Raw genomic sequence first — 25160 nt, 5'->3', positions numbered from 1 at the left:
CAGCGCTTCGGGCGCAAGACGCAAGCTGGCAGCAACAGGATCAGGCATCGGGCTTCCTTAACAATCAGGCGGGGCAGATAGCCGCATTCTGGCGCTGCCCGTGCCCCACTGGCAAGGCGCGCCATGTGACAAAGCATAGACAACCGGATCTCTGCGCACCGGCTCCCCTGAAACCGGGGTTATTACCGAATCTTTTGTAAAAAATCACGGAACCGCAGGAACGTGCCTAAACTCCAAACTGCGCGGCTGGAACTAATACCGGCCCACTGGCTTCGTTTGGGTCTGTCTTGTACAGCGCTTGGGGGCCAGAACCCTGTCCATTGGTATGCACACAAAGAGAACAAAGCTATGAAACGGATTCTTCTCGGTACTCTCTTCACCGCTGTATCCATCAACGCAATGGCGCAAGCTCCAGGCGGCCCGGATTGCGGTTGGGGCAACATGCTGTTCGAAGGTCAGCGTGGCACCCCTGCTCACTTCCTCGCTTCCACCACTAACGGCACTTCCGGTAACGCTACGTTTGGTATGACGTCCGGCACCAACGGTTGCTCGACCAATGCGTCGCTGACCTACGGCGGCAAATCCTGGTTTGCCATGAATGGCATGATGAACGAGCTGTCCGAAGACATGGCCAAAGGCAACGGCGAAGCGCTGACGACTTATGCCGTGGTACTGGGCGTGGCGCCGGAAGATCGTGCGCACTTCGCTGCTGTGACTCACGAGCACTTCCAGCAGATCTTCAGCAAAGCTGACGTGACCGCTGAAGACGTGCATACCAACACCCTGTCCGTACTGAAATCGGATCCTCGTCTGGCCAAGTACGCAACGCAGGCTTAAGCTCGACCCCTGCCCGCTTCCTTCGGGGAGCGGGTTTTATTTTTTATGCAGTGATTCCATCGTGACGCTGAACCTGTGGTGAGGGGATTTATCCCCGATCGGCTGCGCAGCAGTCGTGAACCTGTGCATGCGGTATAACTGGTGCATTGGGGATATAGGTTTTGGGGCCGCTTCGCTGCCCAACGGGGATAAATCCCCTCGCCACAAGGGTGGAGTGTTAACCCCCGATTCGGGTTTTATTTTCTTTCGACTTAAGTTGCCACTTATGCTCAAACGCCTTGCCTGGCTGGCGCTCTGTGTCTGCGCCCCGCTGTCCGCCGCGCCCCATGTCGACCCTCAACGTTTGCAGCAACTGGCCAACGACCGCTTCTGGATTTCCCTCGGTCACTATGAAACCGCCAAACTCGGCGGCTGGCGCAGCTATGTCAGCGACAAGAAATTCTTTCTCGCGCCCGATGGCAATGAACATCCCGATCATGAACTGGCGGCGACCGTGCAAGCGCTGTACGCCCCGGCCAGTCTCGGTGAAAAGCACGCGCAGTGCGTTTACCCGGCGCGCACGCGCTGGTTGAAAGCGCAACTCAATCTGAAAGATCTGCCGGCACCTGATTGCGCCGAGTACAAAAAATGGATGAAGGACGTCTCGCCGCACAGCGCGGTGATGATCTTCCCGGCGGCGTATTTGAACAGTCCGTCATCGATGTTCGGCCACACCCTGCTGCGCATCGACCAAGCTGACGTGCAGGCCGACAAGACCTCGCTGCTCAGTTACGCGATCAACTTCGGCGCCTACATCGAAGGTTCCGACAACAGCATTCTCTACGCCTGGAAAGGTTTGATGGGCGGTTATCCGGGCCTGTTCGCGCTGGTGCCGTATCAGGAAAAACTCTCCGAATACCGCAGCCTGGAAAACCGTGATCTGTGGGAATACCGACTCAATCTGACGCAAGAAGAAACCGCACGCATGGTCGAACATGTGTGGGAGTTGAAGCAGATCCAGTTCGACTATTTCTTCTTCGATGAAAACTGCTCGTACCGCTTGCTGGAGCTGCTGCAAGTGGCCCGCCCAAGTCTGCGCCTGACCGAACAATTCCCGCTGACGGCGATTCCGACCGACACCGTGAAAGCGGTGAAAGAAGCCGGGCTGGTGGAAAGTATTGAATATCGTCCGTCCCGTGAGCGCGAGTTGCTGAGTCGCGCCGAGCCTTTGACGGGTGAAGAACAGGATTGGGTGCTGAAAGTCAGCGCCGATCAGCAGGTGTTGCAAGAGCCGACCTTCAAAGCCCTGCCCCGCGATCGTCAGGCGTTGATCATCGACGCGGCATATCGCCTCGAACGCTACCGCGCCAACGGTCAGGAACGTGATCCGCAACGGGCGCAACGCAGTTTCGAACTGCTGCGAGCGATCAATAAAAACCCGGCACCCGATCTGCAGATTCCGCAACCGGGCTTGCCGGAAGACGGCCACGAATCGCGCACCTGGCAGGCGGGCCTCGGCACGCGCGGCGATCGTGCGTTCGGCGAGTACGGTTTGCGTATGGCTTATCACGATCTCAACGACAACGCCGAAAGCTTCCCGCTCGGCGCGCAGATTGAAATCCTGCAGATGAAGCTGCGTCAGTACGAAGGCAATCACTGGCAGTTCCAGCAACTGGATCTGGCGACGATTCGCTCGCTGACACCGCGCAATGAGTTGTTGCAGCCATTGTCGTGGCAAGTCACCGGTGGTCTTGAGCGCGTGCCGGGCAAGCATGATGACGAGACGCTGGTCAGTCATGTGAATGGTGGCGGTGGCGGCACGTGGGCGCTGGGTGACGATGTGCTGGGATTTGCGCTGGGCACCGTGCGGGTTGAGCACAACAATGACTTTGCTGAGTTCGTTTCTCCCGCAGGCGGTTTCAATACTGGTGTGTTGTGGCGCAATCCTCTGGGAAATATGAGCCTGGAGGCCAAGGGTGATTACTTCACCAATGGCGAAGTGCGGCGCAGTTTGAGTCTGAATCAGCAGTGGGAACTGTCGCGCAATCTGGGTTTGCGCTTGAGTGCGCAGCGCGAGTTCAGCCACATCGCCACGCCGGAAACGGAAGTCATGCTCGAAGTGAAGTGGTATCACTACTGATCCCGAACACATCCCTCCTGTAGGAGTGAGCCTGCTCGCGATAGCAATTCATCAGTCAGGTTGTGGTGACTGATACACCGCTATCGCGAGCAGGCTCACTCCTACAAGGGAAATGTGCTGTTAATGGATTTTTCACAGGGCTTCGACGGCCGTCTCATGAATCTGCTTCTAGACTCTCCTTATAAGCCGGACAACCGACTCAGGAGAGTGCGATGTGGCGGTGTGCGGGTTTGCTGGGGGTTTTGCTGTTAGTGAGCGGTTGCCAGACCACCCACGATGATTTGATCGCCAAAGGCTACCCACCAGCCTTTGCCGACGGTTTCGATGACGGTTGCGTCAGTGGTCGCCAGGCTGCCGGTTCGATCAGCGGCGAATTCCGCAAAAACGTCCCGCGCTATCTCAAAGACAAGCAATACGCCGAGGGCTGGACGGACGGCTTCCGCCAATGTCAGGCGATGCTCGAAAACAAGGATCGCGACGAGTACCGCAACGAGCATTGGGACGAACGCGAGCGCGCCTGGCAGCAGCAAAAAGATCAGGACGCCGCGCGAGCCTATCGCTCGCCCTAGGTCGCTCCCAGACATCCAGTGAAACCAAATGCCTGCGAGCATGGCCCAAACCTCATACGAGGAGGAAACCATGAGCCGTGCTTTCGTCAACGAAGACAACGCCGCCGCACAAGCCGATCAACCGGTTGAACGGCAGGTCAGCGAGCAGCCCAATTACGTCACGTCACAAGGCTTGGCGCAGTTGCAGGCGAGAGTCGCCGAACTGCAAACCCAGCACGCCGAGCAATCGGCCAAAGGTGAGCAGGCCGACAAACAACGGCTGGCCGACCTGGAAAGGGATTTGCGTTATTTCAATCAGCGCTTGAGCAGCGCCCAAGTCGCCGTCGCCGCAACGTCCAGAGACAAAGTGCAGATCGGCAGTTGGGTCACCTACGCGGATGAGCACGACACAGAACGCCGCGTGCAATTGGTCGGTGAAGATCAGGCCGATGCCGCGAAGGGCCTGATCAATTGGGGTTCACCGCTGGGCCGGGCGCTGCTCGGTGCCCGGCTGAACGACGAGGTGCTGTGGCAGCGCCCCGCCGGCGATCAAGTGATCGAAGTGATCCGCATCGAACCGGCTTAAACCACGCCCTGCGCCAGCATCGCGTCGGCGACTTTGACGAAACCGGCGATGTTCGCGCCTTTGACGTAGTTGATCCGGCCGTTCTCTTCGCCGTAGTGCACGCAGGCGTGGTGGATCGATTGCATGATGTTGTGCAGCTTGCTGTCCACCTCACCCGCCGTCCACAGCAGACGCATGGCGTTCTGCGACATCTCCAGACCACTCACCGCGACACCGCCGGCATTGGACGCCTTGCCCGGCGCGAAGAGAATGCCGGCCTCGATAAAGATATCCACAGCCTCCAGCGTGGTCGGCATGTTCGCGCCCTCAGCGACGCATACGCAGCCATTGCGCAGCAGCGTGCGCGCGGCTTCGGCGTCGAGTTCGTTCTGCGTGGCGCACGGCAATGCGATATCGCATGGCAGCGACCATGGCAACTGACCGGCGCGGAATTCCAGACCGAACTCTGTCGCCAATTCACTGATGCGCCCGCGTTTGACGTTTTTCAGCTGCAGCAGCGCCGACCACTGTTCTTCGCTCAGGCCCGCCTCGCAATACAGCGTGCCTTCGGAGTCGGACAGCGAAATCACCTTGCCGCCCAGATCCATCACTTTGCGCGCGGCGTATTGCGCGACGTTGCCGGAACCGGAGATCGCCACGCGTTTGCCTTCCACGGTTTGCTCGCGACGTTTGAGCATTTCTTCCGCGAAGTACACACAACCGAAACCGGTGGCTTCCGGACGAATCAGGCTGCCGCCGTAGGTCATGCCTTTGCCGGTCAGCACGCTGGTGAACTGGTTGCTCAGCCGTTTGTACTGGCCGAAGAGGAAACCGATCTCGCGCGCCCCGACACCGATGTCACCGGCCGGCACGTCAACGTCGGCGCCGATGTGACGATACAACTCGCTCATGAACGCCTGGCAGAAACGCATGACTTCGGCGTCGCTCTTGCCCTTCGGATCGAAATCCGCACCGCCCTTGCCGCCGCCCATGGGCAACGAGGTCAGCGAGTTTTTGAAGGTCTGTTCGAAGGCGAGGAATTTCAGCACGCCCATGTTCACCGACGGATGGAAACGCAAACCGCCCTTGTACGGGCCGATGGCGCTGTTCATCTGGATGCGGAAACCGCGATTGACCTGCACTTTGCCTTGATCGTCGACCCACGACACGCGGAACACCACGGCACGCTCCGGCTCGCAGATGCGCTCGAGAATCCCCGAAGTCAGGTAGTGCGGATTGGCTTCGAGAAACGGCCACAGGCTGCGCAGTACTTCTTCGACGGCCTGGTGGAATTCGGGCTGATCAGGGTCGCGTTTTTTCAGGCGGGCGAGGAAGGATTCGACGGATTCGATCATGGGGAAAGTCTCGGCAAATTTATTATCGTTGGAAGAGATTGGGCCGGACTGTAACAAACGAATTGCGCACAGGAATAGAGCAAAATGTCGCGGATATGAAATTAAATGGTGCACAGGATATAAATCAGGGGGATTTTTTGACCTGTTGTGCACCTGATTGGTGAGTTCCAATCCAAGATTTGCACCAACAGTTATTCCGCTTTCGCGAGCAGGCTCGCTCCCACAGGGGAATGCATTTCAAATGTGGGAGCGAGCCTGCTCGCGAAGGGGTCACCACTGTCCATCTGAAAAAACCCGGGCAAAAAAAACGGAGCCCGAAGGCTCCGCTTTTATGCAACCAACCCGAATCAGGCCAGTTTCTTGTGACGTACCCGATGTGGCTGGGCAGCTGCTTCGCCAAGGCGTTTCTTGCGATCCGCTTCGTACTCGGTGTAGTTACCTTCGAAGAAGATCGCTTGCGAGTCGTCTTCGTACGCGAGGATGTGTGTCGCCACGCGGTCAAGGAACCACCGATCGTGAGAGATCACAATTGCAGCGCCCGGGAAGTCCAGCAGGGCTTCTTCCAGGGAACGCAGGGTTTCAACGTCGAGGTCGTTGGACGGTTCGTCGAGCAGCAGGACGTTACCGCCCTCCTTCAGGGTCAGCGCGAGGTGCAGACGACCGCGCTCACCACCGGACAGATCCTTGACGAACTTCTGCTGATCGCCGCCCTTGAAGTTGAAGCGACCGACGTAGGTGCGCGACGGGATCTCGTAGTTGCCGATGCGGATCTGGTCGGAACCGTCGGAAATCTGCTGGAACACAGTCTTGCTGCCGTCGAGGTCGTCGCGGCTCTGATCGACGCAAGCCAGTTGCACGGTTTCGCCGACTTCGATGCTGCCCGAATCCGGTTGTTCCTTGCCCATCAGCATGCGGAACAGGGTCGATTTACCGGCACCGTTACCGCCGATCACGCCGACGATGGCGCCCTTCGGCATCGAGAACGACAGGTTGTCGATCAACACGCGATCGCCGTAGCCCTTGGTGACGTTCTTGAATTCGATGACCTTGTCACCCAGACGCGGGCCGGCCGGGATGTAGATCTCGTTGGTTTCGCTGCGCTTCTGGAATTCCTGCGATTGCATTTCTTCGAAGCGTTGCAGACGTGCCTTGGATTTCGACTGGCGGGCTTTCGCGCCTTTGCGCACCCACTCCAGTTCTTCCTTCATGGCTTTTTCGTGCGCCGACTGCTGCTTGGATTCAGCGGCCAGTCGATCGGACTTGGCTTCGAGCCAACCCGAGTAGTTGCCTTCGTACGGAATGCCCGCGCCGCGGTCGAGTTCCAGAATCCAGCCAGCGACGTTGTCGAGGAAGTAACGGTCGTGCGTGATCGCTACCACAGTGCCCGGGAAGTCGTGCAGGAAATGCTCCAGCCACGCCACGGAATCGGCATCCAAGTGGTTGGTTGGTTCGTCGAGCAGGAGCATGTCCGGAGCGGACAGCAGCAAGCGGCACAGGGCCACACGACGTTTTTCACCACCGGAGAGGAATTCGACCTTGGCGTCCCACGCCGGCAGACGCAGTGCGTCGGCAGCGACTTCCAGTTGGCGATCAAGGTTGTGACCGTCGCTGGCTTGCAGGATCGCTTCGAGCTTGGCCTGTTCAGCTGCCAGTTTGTCGAAGTCGGCATCTTCTTCAGCGTAAGCCGCGTAGACCTCGTCCAGGCGGGCCTGGGCGTTCTTGATCACGCTGACCGCTTCCTCGACCACTTCACGCACGGTCTTGGTGGGGTCAAGTTGCGGCTCTTGCGGCAGATAACCGATGTTCAGTTCCGGCATCGGGCGCGCTTCGCCTTCGAACTCGGTGTCGACGCCAGCCATGATTTTCAGCAGCGTGGACTTACCCGAACCGTTGAGGCCGAGCACGCCGATCTTGGCGCCGGGGAAGAAGGACAGCGAAATGTTTTTGAGGATTTCCCGCTTCGGCGGAACAACTTTGCCCAGCCGATGCATGGTGAAGACGTATTGAGCCATGGAGAACCTTGGGTCAGTGACAGATGAATGATTGCAGCGCGGGCGATGCCCGGCCAGACCATGCGCGTCGTTCACTTGATGGTTATCAATGCGTGCGCGCTGAAAAAGTCTGAGTCTAGGAGCTGGAACGCTCCCGCGTAACCGGCAAAGCTACCTTAATGACCGGTGGCAGTCCAGCCGAGCGGGGCTGGCACTTCGCCACAACTCAAGGCATGCTAGCCGCCCTTTGGGCGTCCGGCTTATAGTGCACGTCGCGCCAGTCCAGCCAGACCGCAGGATTACAGCTTGTCCAATGTCACTCCGCCAGCCTCTGTGAGCAGCACCCCTCCGGCGCCCGGCTCACCCCTGCGCGGGACATTAAAGGGTGCGCTGGCGACTTTGGTGCTGTTGCTGCTGGCGTTGCTGTTCTGGCAACTGCTCGATCAACTGCGCGAGACCCAGAAAAACCAGCGCCAGTACACCATCGATTACACCGCCGACCTCGCTTCACAAGTCAGCCTGAACATGGCGCTGAACGCGCAGATCGCTCTCAACCTGCTACCGATCGTCGAGCAACCGCAAACCGCCGACGAACAGCAGGCGCTGCTGCGCAAACTTCAGCAATCGCTGCCGGATCTGCGCAGCATGGCGTTGCTCAGTCCTTCCGGGCGAATCCTCAGCGACAGCGCCGCCGACAGTCACGACGCCGATTACCTCACCGAACTGGTTCGGCGCAGTCGTGCTCAAGCGCACTACTTCAGTAACGCCGATGACGGCTCGGTGGTGCATCTGTTGCTGCATCAGGCCAGCGGCAGTTCGCGCGGTTATTGGGCCTTGCGCCTGACGCCGACGTTTTTCGATTCGCTGACCAAACAGGGCGAAACCGGCCTGCGCCCTTTGTGGCTGGTGGAAAACCGCATCAACCATCAGATCGTCAGTCGCGATAAAGCGCTGCCCTCGGCCAAGCCCAGCGTGCTTTCCCCTGACGATCTGGCCGACACTGTGCTGACTGTGCCGCTGAGCAGCAGCGACTGGCAGTTGCGCGGTTTGTTCGACCGTCAGCGCGTGCTCGAAGAATTGCTCCCGGCGTTTATCGGCAAATGCCTGCTCGGTCTGGCTTTCTCGCTGCTGCCGGTGATCGCGCTGTTGAACATGCGCCGCCGTCAGCGCCAGTTGCATGAAGGTCGCCGGCGCTATCAGGATATTTTCGAAGGCACCGGCGTTGCGTTGTGTGTGCTCGATCTCTCTGGCCTGAAACAGGTTTTCGAGAAAGCGCAGATCCAGACCAGCGACCAGCTCAAGGCCTGGCTCGACCAACCGGCGCAACGCCAGCAATTGCTGCAAGAGTTGCGTGTCACCGAGGTCAACCAGGTCGCGTTGCAACTGCTCAACGTCAATTCCTGCGAACAAGCGTGGCAACTGTTGATCGACGGTCATCCGCACCGTCAGTGCGCGATCGGCAATCAAATCCTCGACGCCGTGCTGCAACAGCAAAAGCAGCTGGAACTGGAAATCGAACTGGCGGACATCAATGGCCGCGATCAACACCTGTGGATGGTTTTGCGCCTGCCGACCGAGCAGCACGATTACACGGCGGTGATCCTCAGCATCAACGACATCACCAGCCGCAAACTGGTCGAGCTGTCGTTGCTGGAGCGCGAAGGGTTCTGGTCGGACGTGGTGCGCACCGTGCCGGATCATCTGTACGTGCAGGACGTGATCAGCCAGCGGATGATTTTCAGTAACCACCACCTCGGGCAGACCCTCGGCTACAACCGCACCGAGCTGCATCAGATGGGCGAGTATTTCTGGGAAATCCTTCTGCACCCGGAAGACGCCGATTATTACCACCGCTCGCGCCAATCCCAGCGCCATGCCGGTTACAGCCAATTGCTGCAATGCCAACTGCGCTTCCGCCATCGCGACGGCAACTGGCGGCGCTTTGATATTCGCGAACAGGCACTGGCGCGCGACAAACACGATCAGGTCACGCGGATCATCGGCGTGGCCAAGGACATCACCGAGCAGATTGAGGCCAGCGAGTCCCTGCGCGACAGTGAGCAGCGTTATCGCATGCTCGCCGAAAGCATCAGCGACGTGATTTTCTCCACCGACAGCAAGCTCTCGCTGAACTACGTCAGCCCGTCGGTGCAGGCTGTGCTGGGCTTTGATGCCGAGTGGATTTTCCAGAATGGCTGGCAATCGATCATTGCCAACCCGCAGCAATTGAGCGGCATCTACACGCTGATGGATCGGGTCAGCAAGTCGCTGAATAAACCCGAGCAACTGGCGCTGTTGCGCAGTCAGGTGCAGACGCAGTTGTTCCTGTTCGACTGTCTGCGCGCCGATGGCCGCAAGATTCCAATCGAACTGCGTCTGGTCTTGGTGTGGGATGAGCATGGCGGTTTTGAAGGCGTGCTCGGGGTCGGTCGCGACATCAGCCAGCAGCGCCGCGCCGAAAAAGATCTGCGCATGGCTGCCACCGTATTCGAACACTCGACCTCGGCGATCCTGATCACCGACCCGGCCGGTTACATCGTTCAGGCCAACGAAGCATTCAGTCGCGTCAGCGGTTACGCGGTCAGCGAAGTGCTCGACCAGTTGCCGAACATGCTCACGGTCGACGAACAGCAGGACGCGCATCTGCGTTACGTGCTCAAGCAGTTGCATCAACACAGCACCTGGGAAGGCGAAGTCTGGATGAAACGCCGTAACGGCGAGCATTATCCGGCGTGGGTCGGCATCACCGCGGTGCTCGACGACGAAGGCGATCTGGCCAGTTACGTGTGTTTCTTCAGCGACATCAGCGAGCGCAAGGCCAGCGAACAGCGCATCCACCGCCTCGCTTATTACGACGCCCTGACCCACTTGCCGAACCGCACGCTGTTCCAGGATCGCTTGCACACGGCGCTGCAATCGGCCGAACGACAGAAGTCGTGGGTGGTGCTGATGTTCCTCGACCTCGACCGTTTCAAACCGATCAACGACTCCCTCGGTCACGCCGCCGGTGACCGCATGTTGAAAGACATGGCCACGCGCCTGCTGGCCTGCGTCGACAACGACGACACCGTCGCGCGCATGGGCGGCGATGAATTCACCTTGCTGCTGCAACATCGTTCCAGCCGCGAACTGGCACTGAACCGGGCGATTCATGTCGCCGAGCAGATTCTCGCCAGCCTGGTGCGACCGTTTGTGCTGGAAGGCCGCGAGTTTTTTGTCACCGCAAGTATCGGCATCGCCCTGAGTCCGCAGGATGGCAACGAACTCAGCCAGTTGATGAAGAACGCCGACACCGCGATGTACCACGCCAAGGAACGCGGCAAGAACAACTTCCAGTTCTATCAGGCCGACATGAACGCCAGTGCGCTGGAGCGTCTGGAGCTGGAAAGCGATTTGCGCCACGCCTTGGAACAAGACGAATTCGTCCTGTATTACCAGCCGCAATTCAGCGGCGACGGCAAACGCCTGACAGGCGCTGAAGCCCTGCTGCGCTGGCGTCACCCGCGTCGTGGACTGGTGCCGCCGGGGGATTTCATTCCGGTGCTGGAAGAGCTTGGTCTGGTGGTCGACGTTGGCGACTGGGTGATCAGCGAGGCGTGTCGCCAACTGAAAACCTGGCACCAGAACCGTGTGCGCGTGCCAAAGGTGTCGGTAAACATTTCGGCGCGGCAGTTCTCCGACGGCCAACTCGGCACGCGGATCGCGACGATCCTGCGCGAAACCGGCCTGCCGCCGGCGTGTCTGGAACTGGAGCTGACCGAAAGTATTCTGATGCGCGAAGTCAGCGAGGCGATGCAGATTCTTGCCGGGCTGAAAAACCTCGGCCTGAGCATCGCGGTCGATGACTTCGGCACCGGTTATTCATCGCTGAACTACCTCAAGCAGTTCCCGATCGATGTGCTGAAGATCGACCGCACGTTTGTCGACGGTTTGCCATCCGGTGAGCAGGACGCGCAGATTGCCAGGGCGATCATTGCTATGGCGCACAGCCTGAATCTGGCGGTGATTGCTGAGGGTGTGGAAACCCATGAGCAACTGGATTTCCTGCGCGAACATGGTTGCGACGAAGTTCAGGGCTATCTATTCGGGCGGCCGATGCCGGCGAGCCGGTTTGAGGCGCAGTTCAGCAATGATGCGTTGTTCATGTTTGATTAAGATTGATACACAGCAAACATAACTTACACATTAAAAACTTCGCATCCGCGCTGCTTTTTCATTCACTTCAATGCTCAACCCACAAGTAGAAACAGTTAACGCCTTTGCAATATAAACGTCCATGTTAAGTTATTGACATGACTACACGTCATAGCATTCTCAAACTTTAACAGGACTGCAAAATGAGCACGGATCGCCAGAAATCATTTGTTGGAACACTCAGTTGCGAAGGAGCCCCTGTTTGTACTGAGCGGGTCTTCAGCGCCGGACGTGGAGGCTACAAACTGTTGGTCATCAATCCAGATAAGGATCCGACCCGCTTCTATTTCCGGTATGAGCACGAAGCCTACATCCTGTACGTCCGTGGCCGGCCCGGCGTCATACAGCTGGTAAATCTCAACCCTCACGGAGAGTTGGCCATCAGCCCACCTTCCGACGCTCACGAAACACGCTTCGATATCGGCGGTATGTCGCTGGAAGACATGCACAGTGACTCGATTACTTCATCCATCGCTGTCAAAGGCCAGCGCCCGCTGACGCTGGATATCAAGTATGGAGGGGGGCGATACGCAAACGGCGAGCGGGAGAAAAAAATTTACTTCAAGTCCGAAAACAACAAACCCACGGCCCGGTTCACCGTCAACATAATTGAGCGTAACGCGGGTCATGTCGAATACCCTGATGAAGTTTAACTACGCCCTGATTAGTTGCAACTAAGGCATTAAATCAGACCGTGCGATCATCGCAGCGGCGATAAAGCCTTCCGCGAGCGAGCCCGGCCCAATAGTTGACCCCGCGTTCAATTATGAAGTCGGGTTTGCTCGCGAAAGGATCGGAAAAAGCACCGCACATCTGTCATGAACGCCACTTGTCTGCGACATGATGCCGTTTCATATGCCATCTAAAACCCGTTGGGTTAGAATGCCTCCCTTTTCTGCCCCCCGATCCTTGAGGACCGCCATGTTCAGCCGTGATTTGACTATTGCCAAGTACGACGCCGACCTTTTTGCCGCCATGGAGCAAGAAGCTCAGCGCCAGGAAGAACACATCGAGCTGATCGCTTCGGAAAACTACACCAGCCCAGCGGTGATGGAAGCTCAAGGCTCGGTGCTGACCAACAAGTACGCTGAAGGCTACCCAGGCAAGCGTTACTACGGTGGTTGCGAGTACGTCGACATCGTTGAGCAACTGGCCATCGACCGCGCCAAAGAGCTGTTCGGCGCCGATTACGCCAACGTTCAACCGCACGCCGGTTCGCAAGCCAACGCGGCTGTTTACCTGGCTCTGCTGCAAGGTGGCGACACCATTCTGGGCATGAGCCTGGCCCACGGCGGTCACCTGACCCACGGCGCCAGCGTGTCCTCCTCCGGCAAGCTGTACAACGCGGTTCAATACGGCATCGACGCCAACGGCCTGATTGACTACGACGAAGTCGAGCGTCTGGCGGTTGAGCACAAGCCAAAAATGATCGTGGCCGGTTTCTCTGCCTACTCGCAGATTCTGGATTTCCCACGCTTCCGCGCCATCGCTGACAAAGTCGGCGCTTACCTGTTCGTCGACATGGCTCACGTGGCCGGTCTGGTCGCCGCGGGCGTCTACCCGAACCCGGTGCCTTTCGCTGACGTCGTGACCACCACCACGCACAAAACCCTGCGCGGCCCACGTGGCGGCCTGATCCTGGCGCGCGCCAACGCCGACATCGAGAAGAAGCTGAACTCCGCGGTATTCCCGGGCGCCCAGGGTGGCCCGCTGGAACACGTGATCGCCGCTAAAGCGATCTGCTTCAAGGAAGCGCTGCAGCCTGAGTTCAAGACTTACCAGGAACAAGTGGTGAAGAACGCCCAGGCCATGGCCGAAGTGTTCATCGAGCGCGGTTTCGACGTGGTTTCGGGCGGTACCAAGAACCACCTGTTCCTGCTGTCGCTGATCAAGCAGGACATCTCCGGTAAAGATGCTGACGCCGCTCTGGGCAAAGCCTTCATCACCGTGAACAAGAACTCCGTGCCAAACGATCCACGCTCGCCGTTCGTTACTTCCGGCCTGCGCTTCGGTACCCCGGCTGTGACCACTCGCGGCTTCAAGCAAGCCGAGTGCAAAGAGCTGGCCGGCTGGATCTGCGACATCCTGGCTGACCTGAACAACGAAGCGGTGATCGACGCCGTTCGTGAGAAAGTCAAAGCCATCTGCAAGAAACTGCCGGTATACGGCGCTTAATTGCGACGTTAAATCCGCAGCATGAAAAACCGGCCAAGTGTGATTGGCCGGTTTTTTTTCGCCTGCAAAAAGATCAAAAGATCGCAGCCTTCGGCAGCTCCTACAGGTGAACGCATTCCAAATGTAGGAGCTGCCGAAGGCTGCGATCTTTTGATCTTAACCACCGGTCAGACCGGTCATGCCAATTTCGCGCTTCCCCCTTGTATTCAAGAAAAACCCCAGCGTAGACTGCGCCTGCACTGGACATACCGGTAAGACCACAATAATTAAGTCCTGAATCTGATGCGTTCAAGCGCACGGCAGCCAGGACACCGACCAGGATTCCTCCCATGCTCAGATGGTGCTCGCGTTCAATCTTCCTCCAAGTGGTTCTCGGACTGGTGCTCGGCATCGTCTGCGGGCTGACCCTTCCTGAATATTCGGCCCAGCTCAAACCGCTCGGCGACGGTTTCATCAAACTGATCAAGATGCTCATCGGCCTGATCGTGTTCTGCGTAGTGGTCAGCGGCATCAGCGGCGCGGGCGATCTGAAGAAGGTCGGGCGCATCGGCCTCAAATCGGTCATCTACTTTGAAATCCTCACCACCATCGCCTTGGTGATCGGTCTGGTCTTCGCCTTCAGCACCGGCATCGGCAGCGGCGCGAATATCCACTTGGAGCAGTTGTCCGCTGCCGACATGGGCGACATCGCCCAGCGCGGCCAGCACATGCACACCACCACGCAGTTCCTGATGGATCTGATCCCGACCTCGGTGATCGGCGCCTTCGCCGACAACAACATTCTGCAGGTGCTGCTGTTCTCGGTGCTGTTCGGCAGCGCGTTGAATCTGGTCGGCGAAGCGGCATCCGGGATCTCGCGGCTGATCAACGAACTGAGCCATGTGATCTTCCGCATCATGGGCATGATCGTGCGTCTGGCGCCGATCGGCGTGTTTGGCGCCATCGCCTTCACCACCAGCAAATATGGCCTCGATTCGCTGCAGCATCTGGGCAGCCTGGTCGGTTTGTTTTACCTGACCTGCATGGCTTTCGTCGCGCTGATCCTTGGCACTGTCATGCGCTTGTCCGGCCTGCGCATGTGGCCGCTGCTCAAATACCTGCGTGAAGAATTGCTGATCGTCATGGGCACCGCTTCGTCTGACGCGGTGTTGCCGCAGATCATGCGCAAACTCGAACACCTCGGCATCGGCAGCTCGACGGTAGGGCTGGTGATTCCAACCGGCTACTCATTCAACCTCGATGGTTTTTCGATCTACCTGACGCTGGCCATTGTGTTCATCGCCAACGCCACCGGTACGCCGCTAGCGATGACCGATTTGCTGACGATTCTGCTGGTGTCGCTGATCACCTCGAAAGGCGCCCACGGCATTCCCGGTTCGGCACTGGTGATTCTGGCGGCAACACTGACCGCGATTCCGGCGATCCCGGTGGTCGGCCTGGTATTGGTGTTGGCCGTGGACTGGTTCATGGGCATCGGCCGCGCGCTGACCAACCTGATCGGCAACTGCGTCGCCACGGTTGCGATCGCCCGTTGGGAAAAAGACATCGACGTGCAGCGGGCAAACAAGGTGCTCAACGGCGAACAGGGCTATAACTTTCAGCCGAGAAAAACAGCGGCACCCGCCCACCAACAGGAATTCTGACCTGTAGGAGCTGCCGCAGGCTGCGATCTTTTGATCTTGCCTGCGGCTTGCACGAAGGTTCACGGAGCAAAAAAGTGATAACCACATCAACCGTAGTCAACTCAGTCGTCGAAAAACTCCGAGCCGCCCTCGCCCGCGGCCAATGGCGCTCGGGCGACATGCTGCCGGGCCAGCGCGAACTCGCCGAGCAACTGGGCATCAGCCGCCCGAGCCTGCGTGAAGCGGTGATCGTTCTGGAAACCCTCGGCCTCGTCCGTTCGATGCCGGGCAAAGGCGTGGTCGTCCTCGATACACAACTCAGCGACAGCCAAAGCCACGACAGCGCGGTCGCCGGGGCGAGCCTCGAAGATGTGCTGCAACTGCGCTACACCCTTGAGCCATTCATAGTCGGTCTGGTGGCGCAGTCGATCAGCAGCAAGGAAGTCGGCCAATTGCGCCTGACTTTGATGGACATGCGCGAAGCCCTTGAGGCCGGCGACAGTGAAGCCGGCGTCAGCGCTTACATCGCCTTCCACGAAGAGCTGTTCACCCTGACGTCAAACCCGATATTCCAAAGCGTGGTGCAGCAAACCAGCAATGCCCTCAAGCAAAGCGCCGAAGTGTTGCGCAACTCCCCGGAACATCTGGCCGAACGCCTCGAAGAAAACGAAGCCGTGGTACGCGCGATCCGCAGCAAGAACAGCGCGCAGGCCAGCGCGGAAATGCGTCGGCACATTCTGCAAGAAGGTCAGCGCATGGGCATTGAGCTGAATATTCCGGATGACAACCTGAGTCGCTGATTCCTACAGGAGACAGGCCATGAACAGTTTCGCTTCAGCGTCGCACACTCGCGAGAGCACGACGCCCCTGCCCTTCTCTCGCTTGCGCGCGCCGGCGGAGGATCTTTACCCGCGACTGTTCGATGCGATTCTGGAACAGCGCCTTGATGCGGACAGCCGTTTCACCGAAGACAGTTTGAAAGACATGTTCGGCGTGACTCGCGCGGACGTGCGGCGGGTGCTGACGCAACTGAGCCATGAACAAGTTGTTGTGCTGCGCGCCAATCATCGTCCGCGTGTGGCGGCGCCGGATCGCGAGCAAACGCGGCAGACCTTGCATGCGCGGCGATTGGCCGAGAACACGTTGGTGAAGTTGGCGTGTCAGCGTCCGCAGGCTGAGGGTTTGAAACGCTTGCGTGGGTTGATCGAGCGTGAGCGGCTGGCGGTTGAGCAGCATCGGCGCGGGGCGGCGATTCGCTTGTCGGGGGAGTTTCATCTGACGTTGGCGAGGATGGCGGGGAATGTGCCGTTGGCGCATTTTTTGGGCAGTCTGGTACCGCTTACTTCGTTGGCGATTGCGCGGTGTGAGGGTTCTGCGCACAGCTGTTGCGCTTGGCGGGAGCATTTGGCGTTGGTTAAGGCGGTTGAATGTGGGGATGCCTCCAAGGCCGGGATGTTGATGAATCGGCATTTGGATCATCTTGAGCAGACATTGCTGGGTTCAGACCTTGAGCCTGGTGTTGCTGGTTAGATGGCTATCGCGAGCAGGCTCACTCCTACAGGGGAACGCATTGCAACTGTAGGAGTGAGCCTGCTCGCGAAGAGGCCATCACTGACAACCAGGAATCATCAGCCCGCCACTACTTTGGCAAACCCCGCCCGAATCTTCTCTTCCGGCAAATCATCAGCAATAAACACGATCACACTGTCCCGCGCCTCACCCTCGGCCCATTCGGTGTCCCAGTCGAAACCATAGAGTTTCAGCACGCCCTGAAACACCAAGCGACGATCCTCGCCAGCAATGCTCAGCACACCTTTGTAACGCAGCAATTGCTTGCCGTGCTCTTCCAGCAATTCATTCATGAACTCGCTGAGCTGATCGATATCCAGCGGTTGATCGGTGCGCAGCACCAGGCTGGAAATACGATCGATCGACGGCGCCTTACTCACCGGACGCAAACTCAAGCCGCCGCCCAGATCGGCGTTGAGGTTGAAGCCGCGTACATCGAGCAGCTCAGCCAGATCGATGTTGCCGTGATCAACCACACGAATCGGCGCTCGACGGTTGATTCGCGTCAGGCGTTCGCTCAACGCGGTGAACGTGGCCTCGTCGACTAGGTCGGTCTTGCTCACCAGCAAGCGGTCGGCAAAACCGATCTGCGCCTGGGCGATGGTCTGGCTCAGATGCACGTCCGCGTGTGCGGCATCGACCAGGGTGATGATGCCGTCGAGCAGGTAACGCTCGCGCAATTCCTCGTCGATGAAAAAGGTCTGTGCGACTGGCGCTGGATCGGCCAGGCCGGTGCATTCGATGACCAGACGATCGAAGGCAATTTCGCCGCTGTCCAGACGCTCGAGCAGCAGGTACAGCGCTTTGGTCAGGTCGGTGTGAATGGTGCAGCAGACGCAGCCGTTGGCCAGGGTCATGACTTGCACCGGTTCGTCGCCGAGCAACTGAGTGTCGATGCCGGCGTCGCTGAATTCGTTTTCGATCACGGCGATTTTCAGGCCGTGCTCGGCTTTCAGAATGTGGCGCAGCAAGGTGGTCTTGCCGGCGCCGAGGAAACCGCTGAGTACCGTTACAGGTATGGGAGAAGACAAAACAGATCCCCTTCACAAAATGAATGAACAACACAAAAACAAATGTGGGAGCGAGCCTGCTCGCGAAAGCGATGTGCCAGTCAATCATTCATCAACTGACACTCCGTATTCGCGAGCAGGCTCGCTCCCACAGGGGGATTGCCTCAACCTTTGCGCTGTCAGCTCAACAGCACTTCGGCCCACCCTTGCCACCGTAACGGGCTTCCTGACGTTCGCGGAAGAACATCTCGTAGCTCATCACCGGTTTGTCCGGGTGTTTGGTTTGCATATGCTCGACGTAGGTGTCGTAGTCGGGCATGCCGACCATCAGGCGCGCGGCCTGACCGAGGTATTTACCGAGGCGACTCAGGTCATTGAACATGCTGCAATCCTCTGGTTACGCATCCGGCAGAGCCTGGAATGGCGATTCTTTATCCGTACGCTCTTTTTTGCCCCAGGCGGCGATACCGACTTTGAGCGCATAGAACAGGATGCTGAAGACCACGAACAGGAACAGCGCGGTGAGCGTTGCGTTGGTGTAAGCGTTGAAGATCACGTGCTGCATCTGCTCGACGCTTTTCGCCGGGGCCAGAATCTGACCACTGGCCAGCGCGTCGCTGTACTTCTTGGCCAGCGACAGGAAGCCGATTGCCGGGTTGGCATCGAACAGCTTGATGAAGCCCGCCGTCGTGGTGCAAATCAACAGCCAAGTGGCTGGCAGCAGGGTGACCCAAATGTAGCGCTGACGCTTCATTTTGATCAGCACCACGGTGCCGAGCATCAGCGCGATACCGGCCAGCATCTGGTTGGAGATACCGAACAGTGGCCACAAGGTGTTGATGCCGCCCAGTGGATCGACCACGCCCTGATACAGCAACCAGCCCCACATCGCCACACAGCCGGCGGTGGCGATCAGGTTGGCCGTCCACGATTCAGTGCGTTTCAGCGCTGGCACGAAGGAGCCGAGCAAATCCTGCAGCATGAAACGTCCGGCACGAGTACCGGCGTCGACAGCGGTCAGGATAAACAGCGCTTCGAACAGGATCGCGAAGTGGTACCAGAACGCCATGGTGTTTTCACCCGGCAGGACGCTGTGCAGGATCTGCGCGATACCGACTGCCAGGGTCGGCGCGCCACCGGCACGGGCCAGAATGGTGGTTTCGCCAATGTCATGCGCCACGGCTTGCAGCGCTTCCGGCGTGATCGCAAAGCCCCAGCTGGAGACCACTTGCGCAACCGAAGCGACATCACTGCCGACCACAGCGGCCGGGCTGTTCATGGCGAAGTACACGCCAGGCTCGATCACCGAAGCGGCAACCATGGCCATGATCGCGACGAACGATTCCATCAGCATGCCGCCGTAACCGATGTAACGGGCGTTGGTTTCGTTATCCAGCAGCTTCGGCGTGGTGCCCGAAGAAATCAGTGCGTGGAAACCCGATACCGCACCGCAAGCGATGGTGATGAACAGGAACGGGAACAGACCGCCCTTCCACACCGGGCCGGTGCCGTCGACGAACTGGGTCAGCGCCGGCATTTTCAGCTCGGGCATGGTCACCAGAATGCCGATCGCCAGGGCGATGATGGTACCGATTTTGAGGAACGTGGAGAGGTAGTCACGCGGTGCCAGAATCAGCCACACCGGCAGCGATGCTGCGACGAAACCGTAACCGACCAGCATCCAGGTAATCTGCACGCCGGTGAAGGTGAAGGCCTTGGCCCATACCGGATCAGCAGCAATCTGCCCGCCCAGCCAGATCGAACCGAGCAGCAGCAACACGCCGACCACGGAGATTTCGCCGATGCGGCCCGGGCGGATGTAGCGCATATAAATGCCCATGAACATCGCGATCGGGATGGTCGCCATCACCGTGAAGATGCCCCACGGGCTCTCGGCCAGTGCTTTCACCACGATCAGCGCCAGCACCGCGAGGATGATGATCATGATCAGGAAGCAGCCGAACAGTGCGATGGTGCCGGGAATCCGGCCCATTTCTTCACGCACCATGTCGCCCAGGGAACGGCCGTTGCGACGGGTCGACATGAACAGAACCATAAAGTCCTGCACCGCGCCCGCCAGCACCACACCGGCAATCAGCCACAGCGTGCCGGGCAGATAACCCATCTGCGCCGCCAATACCGGACCAACCAGCGGCCCCGCGCCAGCGATGGCCGCGAAGTGGTGACCGAAAAGAATGTGTTTGTTGGTCGGCACGTAGTCCAGACCATCGTTGTTGAGCACGGCGGGGGTGGCCCGACGCGGGTCAAGTTGCATCACATTGTTTGCGATGAACAGACTGTAGTAACGGTACGCAACCAGATAAATGGCCACAGCGGCGACCACAATCCACAAGGCATTGATCGCCTCGCCGCGGCGCAATGCCACTACGCCCAGGGCGCACGCTCCTACGATTGCCAGCAATAGCCAGGGTAAGTGGCGTAGCAGGCTATTATTATTTTTCATTTTATTATTCCAGCCAGGGTGGACAAGAAAGACAGCCACCCCGAGTTTAGCGCTTACGGCGCCAAAGGCCATACCCCGACGTTGGTCTGAGTGGCCCGTCTGCGCTGGTACGCTTAGACAATGCGGGTCTATAGTCAGCGAACTTCCGGAGGATTGCGCCATGAGCGAGCACCCAGCCAATCGTCGTCGCTTCAAACGTATTGCGTTCGATGCCAGAACCGAGCTGAGTCAGGGCGAGTACATCTGGCCGGTCAAGCTGATAGACCTGTCGCTCAAAGGCCTGCTGATCGAGCGGCCAGAGCCTTGGCTGGGGGATGCCGAGAAGGATTTCTTCGTCGACATTCATCTGAGCGATGAGATTGATATCGAGATGGACGTGCAGTTGGCGCACGAAGAGAACGGCCAGCTGGGGTTTGTTTGCCGGCATATCAGTCTGGAGTCGATCCAGCGGTTGCGGCGCTTGATCGAGCTGAACCTGGCGGATCCGCAGGAGCTGGAGCGCGAGTTGGGTGCGTTGATCGAGATCTGATGGTTGCCCCTGTAGGAGCTGCCGGAGGCTGCGATCTTTTGATCTTGAAAACCAAAATCAAAAGATCGCAGCCTCCGGCAGCTCCTACAGGGGATCTCTGGTTATTCGAAGAGAGCGTCGAGGGCCTGTTCGAGGCGCGTTACGGCGATGATCTGCAAACCCGGCGGGGACTCTTTTGGCGCATTGCCTTTGGGCACGATCGCGCGTTTGAAGCCATGCTTCGCGGCTTCCTTCAGGCGCTCCTGGCCACTGGGTACAGGACGCACTTCGCCAGACAACCCAACCTCTCCAAACACCAACAAATCATGCGGCAACGGCCGATTGCGCAAACTCGACATCACCGCCGCCATCAACGCCAAGTCAGACGCCGTCTCCAACACCTTCACCCCGCCAACGACGTTGAGAAACACGTCCTGATCGTGGGTCGGAATCCCGCCATGGCGGTGCAACACCGCGAGCAACATCGCCAAGCGGTTCTGATCCAGCCCCAACGTTACCCGTCGCGGGTTGGCCAGATGACTGTCATCGACCAGCGCCTGCACTTCCACCAGCATCGGCCGGGTGCCTTCCCACGTTGCCATCACCACACTGCCCGGGACTTCTTCCTGCGCCCGCGTGAGAAAAATCGCCGAAGGGTTGGAGACTTCTTTTAAACCCTTGTCCGTCATGCCGAACACGCCCAGTTCGTTGACGGCACCGAAACGGTTTTTCACCGCGCGCAGCAAACGCAAACGACCATCGGACTCACCTTCGAAATACAGCACGGTGTCGACCATGTGTTCGAGAACACGCGGGCCGGCGAGTGCGCCTTCCTTGGTGACGTGGCCAACGAGGAAAATCGCCGTGCCGCTCTGTTTGGCATAACGCACCAGCAGTGCCGCACTCTCACGCACCTGGGACACGCCACCGGGCGCCGATTGCAGTTGTTCGGTGAAGATCGTCTGGATCGAATCGATCACCATCACCTTGGGCTTTTCCTGGCGGGCGGTGGCGATGATGGTTTCGATGCAGGTTTCGGTCATCACCCGCAGTTGATCCTGCGGCAAGCCGAGACGCCGCGCGCGCATGGCCACCTGCTGCTGGGATTCTTCGCCGGTGACGTACAGCGCCGGCATGCTCTTGGCGAGGTTGCACAAGGTCTGCAACAGAATCGTCGATTTGCCGATGCCCGGATCGCCGCCGATCAACACCACCGAGCCGTCGACCAGACCGCCGCCGAGCACGCGATCCAGTTCACTGGATGCCGTGGAAAAACGCGGAATCTCTTCGACGCTGACTTCGGCCAGGGTTTTGATCTGTGCCTGCTGGCCGGTCCAACCGGTGCGACCGCTTGGCGCCGTGGCACCGCCGCTTTCGATCATGGTTTCGGTGAGGGTGTTCCAGGCACCGCATTCGCCACACTGCCCGGCCCACTTGGGAAAGGTTGCGCCGCACTCGGTGCAGCCGTACATGCGCTTGGCCTTGGCCATCAGAACCCCCGGGGCAAAAACCGCGATGATAACGCATACATCGGCATTGTCCTTGTCCAAGGTATTTCGCTTGCCTGTGGCTGTATCAATATTAAACCTGTACAGAAGTTGTGGACTTTACACTTGCACGTACAAGTTTCGAGGGCAATTCAATGGCACTTTTCAAACTATTCGGCAAAGAGCGTGTCGATAAAAAATGTGCATTGTAAGAAGGTGTTTCGCGCAGGACGCGTTTTGCTGATTTACACTGCGTACACCAATCTCATCTGTAACAAGGAAATAACCTATGGGCGTGCTAAGTGAGTTCAAGGCCTTCGCGGTCAAAGGCAATGTGGTCGACATGGCCGTCGGTATCATCATCGGCGCCGCTTTCGGCAAGATTGTCTCGTCATTTGTCGGTGACGTGATCATGCCGCCGATCGGCCTGCTGATCGGAGGCGTGGACTTCAGTGATTTAGCCGTCACGCTTAAAGCCGCTGATGGCGCCGCCCCTGCGGTGGTGCTTGCCTACGGCAAATTCCTGCAGACCGTTCTGGATTTCATCATCGTCGCTTTCGCGATCTTCATGGGTGTTAAAGCCATCAACCGCCTGAAGCGTGAAGAGGCTGTGGCCCCAACGCTGCCACCGGTTCCGACCAAAGAAGAGGAACTGCTGGGCGAGATCCGCGACCTGCTCAAGGCTAAGAACAGCCGGCCGGAGTAATCCTGCTGGAACAAAAAACGGCGCCTTCGGGGCGCCGTTTTTTTACCAGTAGTTTTCCACCGCAACCTGACCAGGCCTGCGCGTCAGGCTCAGGCTCATGTGCCGCTGTTTGAGCAACGCGCGGGTGTCGTCGATCATCTGCGGATTGCCGCACAACATGACGCGCGAGTGCTCAGCCGTCAGCTCAACGCCTGCCGCCCGCTCCAGCTCACCGTTTTCGATCAGCGTCGTGATACGCCCATTCAGTGCGCCGGGATGAGATTCACGGGTCACGGTGGGGATAAATTGCAGCTTGTGGGCATGCTCGGCCAGATAGTCACGCTGCGCCAATTCCGCAATCAACTGTCGATACGCCAGTTCGCGGGCCTCGCGCACGCTGTAGACCAGAATGATCCGCTCGAATTTCTCCCAGACTTCGAAGTCCTGCAGGATCGACAAGAACGGCGCCACGCCGGTGCCTGTGGATAACAGCCAGAGGTCGCGACCGTCGACAAAACGATCCAGCGTCAGATAACCAAAGGCCTGACGGTCGACCAGCAAGGTATCGCCCGCTTCAAGCCGGCTCAGTTCACTGGTGAATTCGCCGCCGGGCACCACGATCGAGAAGAATTCGAGAAATTCGTCAAACGGTGAGGACACCATCGAATAAGCACGCCAAACCGTACTGCCGTCAGCCTTGGTGACGCCGAGTCTGGCAAATTGCCCTGCACGAAACCTGAAGCCTGCATCACGAGTGGTACGCAAGGTGAACAGATTCGCGGTCAGCGGCTGCACATCAAGCAGAGTCTGGCGGGTGAATTTTTCTGCGCTGGCGGTCATGTGGCGCTCCATTCGACGATGTTCGTAGTCTCTCGCAAAGCGCCGTACGTTAAAACCGCCAATTTGTAGTGGTATTACGCATCGACTGCCTTACCCACAACAAGTTGTACTAACAGCGACATTAACTGAATAGAACATTAAGTTAACTAACATGTCGACCTTCATATTAAATTAACAACTTACTAATAACGTTTTATACAAATAAGCATCAGCACAAAGAGCAAAAAAATCGCAGCGCGACGTAGGAAACGTCCTACACTCGGTTTCGTGCGCATTGGATCCAACGCACCCTCAAGTAACAAGTACACGGAGCGTTTGTAATGGAAAAGTGGAAGGAGTCGCAGTTAAGGCAACTGACGTTCGCAAAAAACATAGATAGCGCTTACCCGATTCTGCTGAGCTTCGCGGAAAACATCGGCTTCGATTTTTGCGCGATCAACGTGGCCTCTACTTATCGTGAGGCGCACTTCAATACGCTGGAGATCAATAACTTTTCCGACGACTGGAAACAACGTCATGAACAGGAGCCGAGCGATGAGATTGATCCCGTCACCACGCACTGCCACGGTTCAATGTTGCCCTTCGTATGGAGCAAGACTGCCTACGACAAAGCCCCAAAGCGCTGGCGCGCCCTGCAACACGAAGGACTGCGGCACGGCTGGTCGCAATCATTTCATCGCGAAGAGTTTGGTGTCTGTAGCACCCTCAGCCTGGCCAGAAGCGATGGGCCGGTCAATTCGATTGAGCTTTACGAGCATTTTGGCTGCCTGTTTTACATCACCAGTCACATGACGGATTTGTTCGCTCAATCGTTGCCCAAGCCCGCCCTGGCCCGACAACCGCATTTGTCGCCGCGCGAACTGGAAGTGGTGCAATTGTCCGCCCAAGGCAAAACGGCGTATGAAATCTCGAAGATTCTCAGCCTCAGCGAGCGAACCGTGAATTATCACGTCCAGCACCTGATCGAGAAATTCAAGGTGTGCAACAAGATCTCTGCGGTCATTGCCGCCGCCCGGGCCGGGTATATCTAAACGGCCGGCCTCGCACAAACAGAAAACGTGCGGGTAATTGAATAGAAAAAAACGTACCATTTGTGGCCTTCCTGAGTGTTAACGCCATCTACCCGCGTTGCAGTCCACTCGGTCGGTTCCGCCGCACAATGCCAGGGCTGCGGGACATCCCTCGATTACC

20 protein-coding genes are annotated in these 25160 nt (G+C 58.3%); 13 read left to right on the top strand and 7 right to left on the bottom strand.

Annotation, left to right across the window (positions count from 1 at the left end):
* Nucleotides 1-348 precede the first annotated feature (348 nt).
* From ACIOMO_RS18655 to ACIOMO_RS18640, 4 genes are all read left to right on the top strand, one after another.
* A complete protein-coding gene (locus ACIOMO_RS18655) occupies nucleotides 349-837 on the top strand; it encodes a DUF3015 domain-containing protein (RefSeq protein ID WP_042561159.1) in 489 nt (162 codons plus the stop codon).
* A gap of 265 nt (nucleotides 838-1102) precedes the next feature.
* Entirely contained in the window at nucleotides 1103-2956 is a 1854-nt protein-coding gene (locus ACIOMO_RS18650; RefSeq protein ID WP_053123998.1) for a DUF4105 domain-containing protein, read from the top strand.
* Between the two features lie 212 nt (nucleotides 2957-3168).
* Nucleotides 3169-3525 carry a hypothetical protein gene (locus ACIOMO_RS18645; protein ID WP_401242736.1) on the top strand — a complete coding sequence of 119 codons (357 nt, stop codon included), beginning with the start codon at nucleotides 3169-3171 and terminating at the stop codon, nucleotides 3523-3525.
* Nucleotides 3526-3595: 70 nt separating this feature from the next.
* A complete protein-coding gene (locus tag ACIOMO_RS18640; RefSeq protein ID WP_401242734.1) occupies nucleotides 3596-4090 on the top strand; it encodes a GreA/GreB family elongation factor in 495 nt (164 codons plus the stop codon).
* On the opposite strand, the gene gdhA is transcribed toward ACIOMO_RS18640, so the two are convergent.
* Nucleotides 4087-5424 (bottom strand): NADP-specific glutamate dehydrogenase, encoded by a 1338-nt coding sequence (gdhA, locus tag ACIOMO_RS18635; RefSeq protein WP_401242731.1) that lies wholly within the window; start codon nucleotides 5422-5424, stop codon nucleotides 4087-4089. The two genes, ACIOMO_RS18640 and gdhA, sit on opposite strands and share 4 nt — an antisense overlap.
* 347 nt (nucleotides 5425-5771) lie before the next feature.
* Nucleotides 5772-7436, bottom strand: coding sequence for an energy-dependent translational throttle protein EttA (gene ettA, locus ACIOMO_RS18630; RefSeq protein WP_008078577.1), 1665 nt, complete (start codon nucleotides 7434-7436; stop codon nucleotides 5772-5774).
* Between the two features lie 285 nt (nucleotides 7437-7721).
* Between ettA and morA the strand changes: the two genes are divergently transcribed.
* From morA to ACIOMO_RS18600, 6 genes are all read left to right on the top strand, one after another.
* On the top strand, nucleotides 7722-11570 hold the full coding sequence (morA, locus tag ACIOMO_RS18625) for a cyclic di-GMP receptor MorA (RefSeq protein ID WP_401242729.1): 3849 nt from the start codon (nucleotides 7722-7724) through the stop codon (nucleotides 11568-11570).
* A 182-nt stretch (nucleotides 11571-11752) separates the two neighbouring features.
* The gene (locus tag ACIOMO_RS18620; RefSeq protein ID WP_401242726.1) at nucleotides 11753-12262 is read left to right on the top strand and encodes a hypothetical protein; all 510 of its coding nucleotides are present in this window, start codon (nucleotides 11753-11755) and stop codon (nucleotides 12260-12262) included.
* Between the two features lie 268 nt (nucleotides 12263-12530).
* Entirely contained in the window at nucleotides 12531-13784 is a 1254-nt protein-coding gene (gene glyA, locus ACIOMO_RS18615; RefSeq protein ID WP_053124011.1) for a serine hydroxymethyltransferase, read from the top strand.
* A 329-nt stretch (nucleotides 13785-14113) separates the two neighbouring features.
* Nucleotides 14114-15427: a C4-dicarboxylate transporter DctA gene (locus ACIOMO_RS18610; RefSeq protein WP_159813579.1), complete on the top strand. Its 1314-nt coding sequence runs from the start codon at nucleotides 14114-14116 to the stop codon at nucleotides 15425-15427.
* Between the two features lie 74 nt (nucleotides 15428-15501).
* Nucleotides 15502-16206: a FadR/GntR family transcriptional regulator gene (locus ACIOMO_RS18605; protein WP_401242722.1), complete on the top strand. Its 705-nt coding sequence runs from the start codon at nucleotides 15502-15504 to the stop codon at nucleotides 16204-16206.
* A gap of 19 nt (nucleotides 16207-16225) precedes the next feature.
* The gene (locus tag ACIOMO_RS18600; RefSeq protein WP_401242719.1) at nucleotides 16226-16936 is read left to right on the top strand and encodes a GntR family transcriptional regulator; all 711 of its coding nucleotides are present in this window, start codon (nucleotides 16226-16228) and stop codon (nucleotides 16934-16936) included.
* A 98-nt stretch (nucleotides 16937-17034) separates the two neighbouring features.
* Here ACIOMO_RS18600 and yjiA read toward each other — a convergent pair whose 3' ends face one another.
* The 3 genes from yjiA to ACIOMO_RS18585 form a co-directional block, all read right to left on the bottom strand.
* On the bottom strand, nucleotides 17035-18006 hold the full coding sequence (gene yjiA / locus ACIOMO_RS18595; RefSeq protein ID WP_159813585.1) for a GTPase: 972 nt from the start codon (nucleotides 18004-18006) through the stop codon (nucleotides 17035-17037).
* 163 nt (nucleotides 18007-18169) lie between these two features.
* The gene (locus tag ACIOMO_RS18590) at nucleotides 18170-18367 is read right to left on the bottom strand and encodes a YbdD/YjiX family protein (RefSeq protein ID WP_003228401.1); all 198 of its coding nucleotides are present in this window, start codon (nucleotides 18365-18367) and stop codon (nucleotides 18170-18172) included.
* Between the two features lie 15 nt (nucleotides 18368-18382).
* A complete protein-coding gene (locus ACIOMO_RS18585) occupies nucleotides 18383-20449 on the bottom strand; it encodes a carbon starvation CstA family protein (RefSeq protein ID WP_212550814.1) in 2067 nt (688 codons plus the stop codon).
* Between the two features lie 160 nt (nucleotides 20450-20609).
* Between ACIOMO_RS18585 and ACIOMO_RS18580 the strand changes: the two genes are divergently transcribed.
* Nucleotides 20610-20978, top strand: coding sequence for a PilZ domain-containing protein (locus ACIOMO_RS18580; protein ID WP_053124024.1), 369 nt, complete (start codon nucleotides 20610-20612; stop codon nucleotides 20976-20978).
* A gap of 101 nt (nucleotides 20979-21079) precedes the next feature.
* Here ACIOMO_RS18580 and radA read toward each other — a convergent pair whose 3' ends face one another.
* Nucleotides 21080-22447 (bottom strand): DNA repair protein RadA, encoded by a 1368-nt coding sequence (gene radA / locus ACIOMO_RS18575; RefSeq protein WP_008084632.1) that lies wholly within the window; start codon nucleotides 22445-22447, stop codon nucleotides 21080-21082.
* A gap of 286 nt (nucleotides 22448-22733) precedes the next feature.
* Here radA and mscL point away from each other — a divergent pair, with 286 nt between their 5' ends.
* On the top strand, nucleotides 22734-23150 hold the full coding sequence (gene mscL, locus ACIOMO_RS18570) for a large-conductance mechanosensitive channel protein MscL (RefSeq protein ID WP_401242715.1): 417 nt from the start codon (nucleotides 22734-22736) through the stop codon (nucleotides 23148-23150).
* 42 nt (nucleotides 23151-23192) lie between these two features.
* Here the strand turns inward: mscL and ACIOMO_RS18565 are convergent, their stop codons facing one another.
* A complete protein-coding gene (locus ACIOMO_RS18565; protein WP_400647269.1) occupies nucleotides 23193-23969 on the bottom strand; it encodes a ferredoxin--NADP reductase in 777 nt (258 codons plus the stop codon).
* Between the two features lie 320 nt (nucleotides 23970-24289).
* Between ACIOMO_RS18565 and ACIOMO_RS18560 the strand changes: the two genes are divergently transcribed.
* Nucleotides 24290-25000: a LuxR family transcriptional regulator gene (locus ACIOMO_RS18560; protein ID WP_053124034.1), complete on the top strand. Its 711-nt coding sequence runs from the start codon at nucleotides 24290-24292 to the stop codon at nucleotides 24998-25000.
* The last annotated feature ends 160 nt before the right edge of the window (nucleotides 25001-25160 follow it).

Source organism: Pseudomonas sp. NPDC087804, assembly GCF_044742965.1.
GTDB classification, from domain to species: Bacteria; Pseudomonadota; Gammaproteobacteria; order Pseudomonadales; family Pseudomonadaceae; genus Aquipseudomonas; species Aquipseudomonas rustica.
This window is presented reverse-complemented; position numbering and strand designations above follow the sequence as displayed.

Excerpts from the sequence above, each read along its gene's own strand:
- ACIOMO_RS18600 (WP_401242719.1), top strand. The coding sequence starts at position 16,226 with ATGAACAGTTTCGCTTCAGCGTCGCACACTCGCGAGAGCACGACGCCC.
- ACIOMO_RS18560 (WP_053124034.1), top strand. The coding sequence starts at position 24,290 with ATGGAAAAGTGGAAGGAGTCGCAGTTAAGGCAACTGACGTTCGCAAAA.
- ACIOMO_RS18650 (WP_053123998.1), top strand. The coding sequence starts at position 1,103 with ATGCTCAAACGCCTTGCCTGGCTGGCGCTCTGTGTCTGCGCCCCGCTG.
- ACIOMO_RS18610 (WP_159813579.1), top strand. The coding sequence starts at position 14,114 with ATGCTCAGATGGTGCTCGCGTTCAATCTTCCTCCAAGTGGTTCTCGGA.
- mscL (WP_401242715.1), top strand. The coding sequence starts at position 22,734 with ATGGGCGTGCTAAGTGAGTTCAAGGCCTTCGCGGTCAAAGGCAATGTG.
- ACIOMO_RS18580 (WP_053124024.1), top strand. The coding sequence starts at position 20,610 with ATGAGCGAGCACCCAGCCAATCGTCGTCGCTTCAAACGTATTGCGTTC.
- gdhA (WP_401242731.1), bottom strand. The coding sequence starts at position 5,424 with ATGATCGAATCCGTCGAATCCTTCCTCGCCCGCCTGAAAAAACGCGAC.
- ACIOMO_RS18640 (WP_401242734.1), top strand. The coding sequence starts at position 3,596 with ATGAGCCGTGCTTTCGTCAACGAAGACAACGCCGCCGCACAAGCCGAT.
- ACIOMO_RS18565 (WP_400647269.1), bottom strand. The coding sequence starts at position 23,969 with ATGACCGCCAGCGCAGAAAAATTCACCCGCCAGACTCTGCTTGATGTG.
- ACIOMO_RS18620 (WP_401242726.1), top strand. The coding sequence starts at position 11,753 with ATGAGCACGGATCGCCAGAAATCATTTGTTGGAACACTCAGTTGCGAA.
- ACIOMO_RS18590 (WP_003228401.1), bottom strand. The coding sequence starts at position 18,367 with ATGTTCAATGACCTGAGTCGCCTCGGTAAATACCTCGGTCAGGCCGCG.
- radA (WP_008084632.1), bottom strand. The coding sequence starts at position 22,447 with ATGGCCAAGGCCAAGCGCATGTACGGCTGCACCGAGTGCGGCGCAACC.
- ACIOMO_RS18645 (WP_401242736.1), top strand. The coding sequence starts at position 3,169 with ATGTGGCGGTGTGCGGGTTTGCTGGGGGTTTTGCTGTTAGTGAGCGGT.
- glyA (WP_053124011.1), top strand. The coding sequence starts at position 12,531 with ATGTTCAGCCGTGATTTGACTATTGCCAAGTACGACGCCGACCTTTTT.
- ACIOMO_RS18655 (WP_042561159.1), top strand. The coding sequence starts at position 349 with ATGAAACGGATTCTTCTCGGTACTCTCTTCACCGCTGTATCCATCAAC.
- ettA (WP_008078577.1), bottom strand. The coding sequence starts at position 7,436 with ATGGCTCAATACGTCTTCACCATGCATCGGCTGGGCAAAGTTGTTCCG.
- ACIOMO_RS18585 (WP_212550814.1), bottom strand. The coding sequence starts at position 20,449 with ATGAAAAATAATAATAGCCTGCTACGCCACTTACCCTGGCTATTGCTG.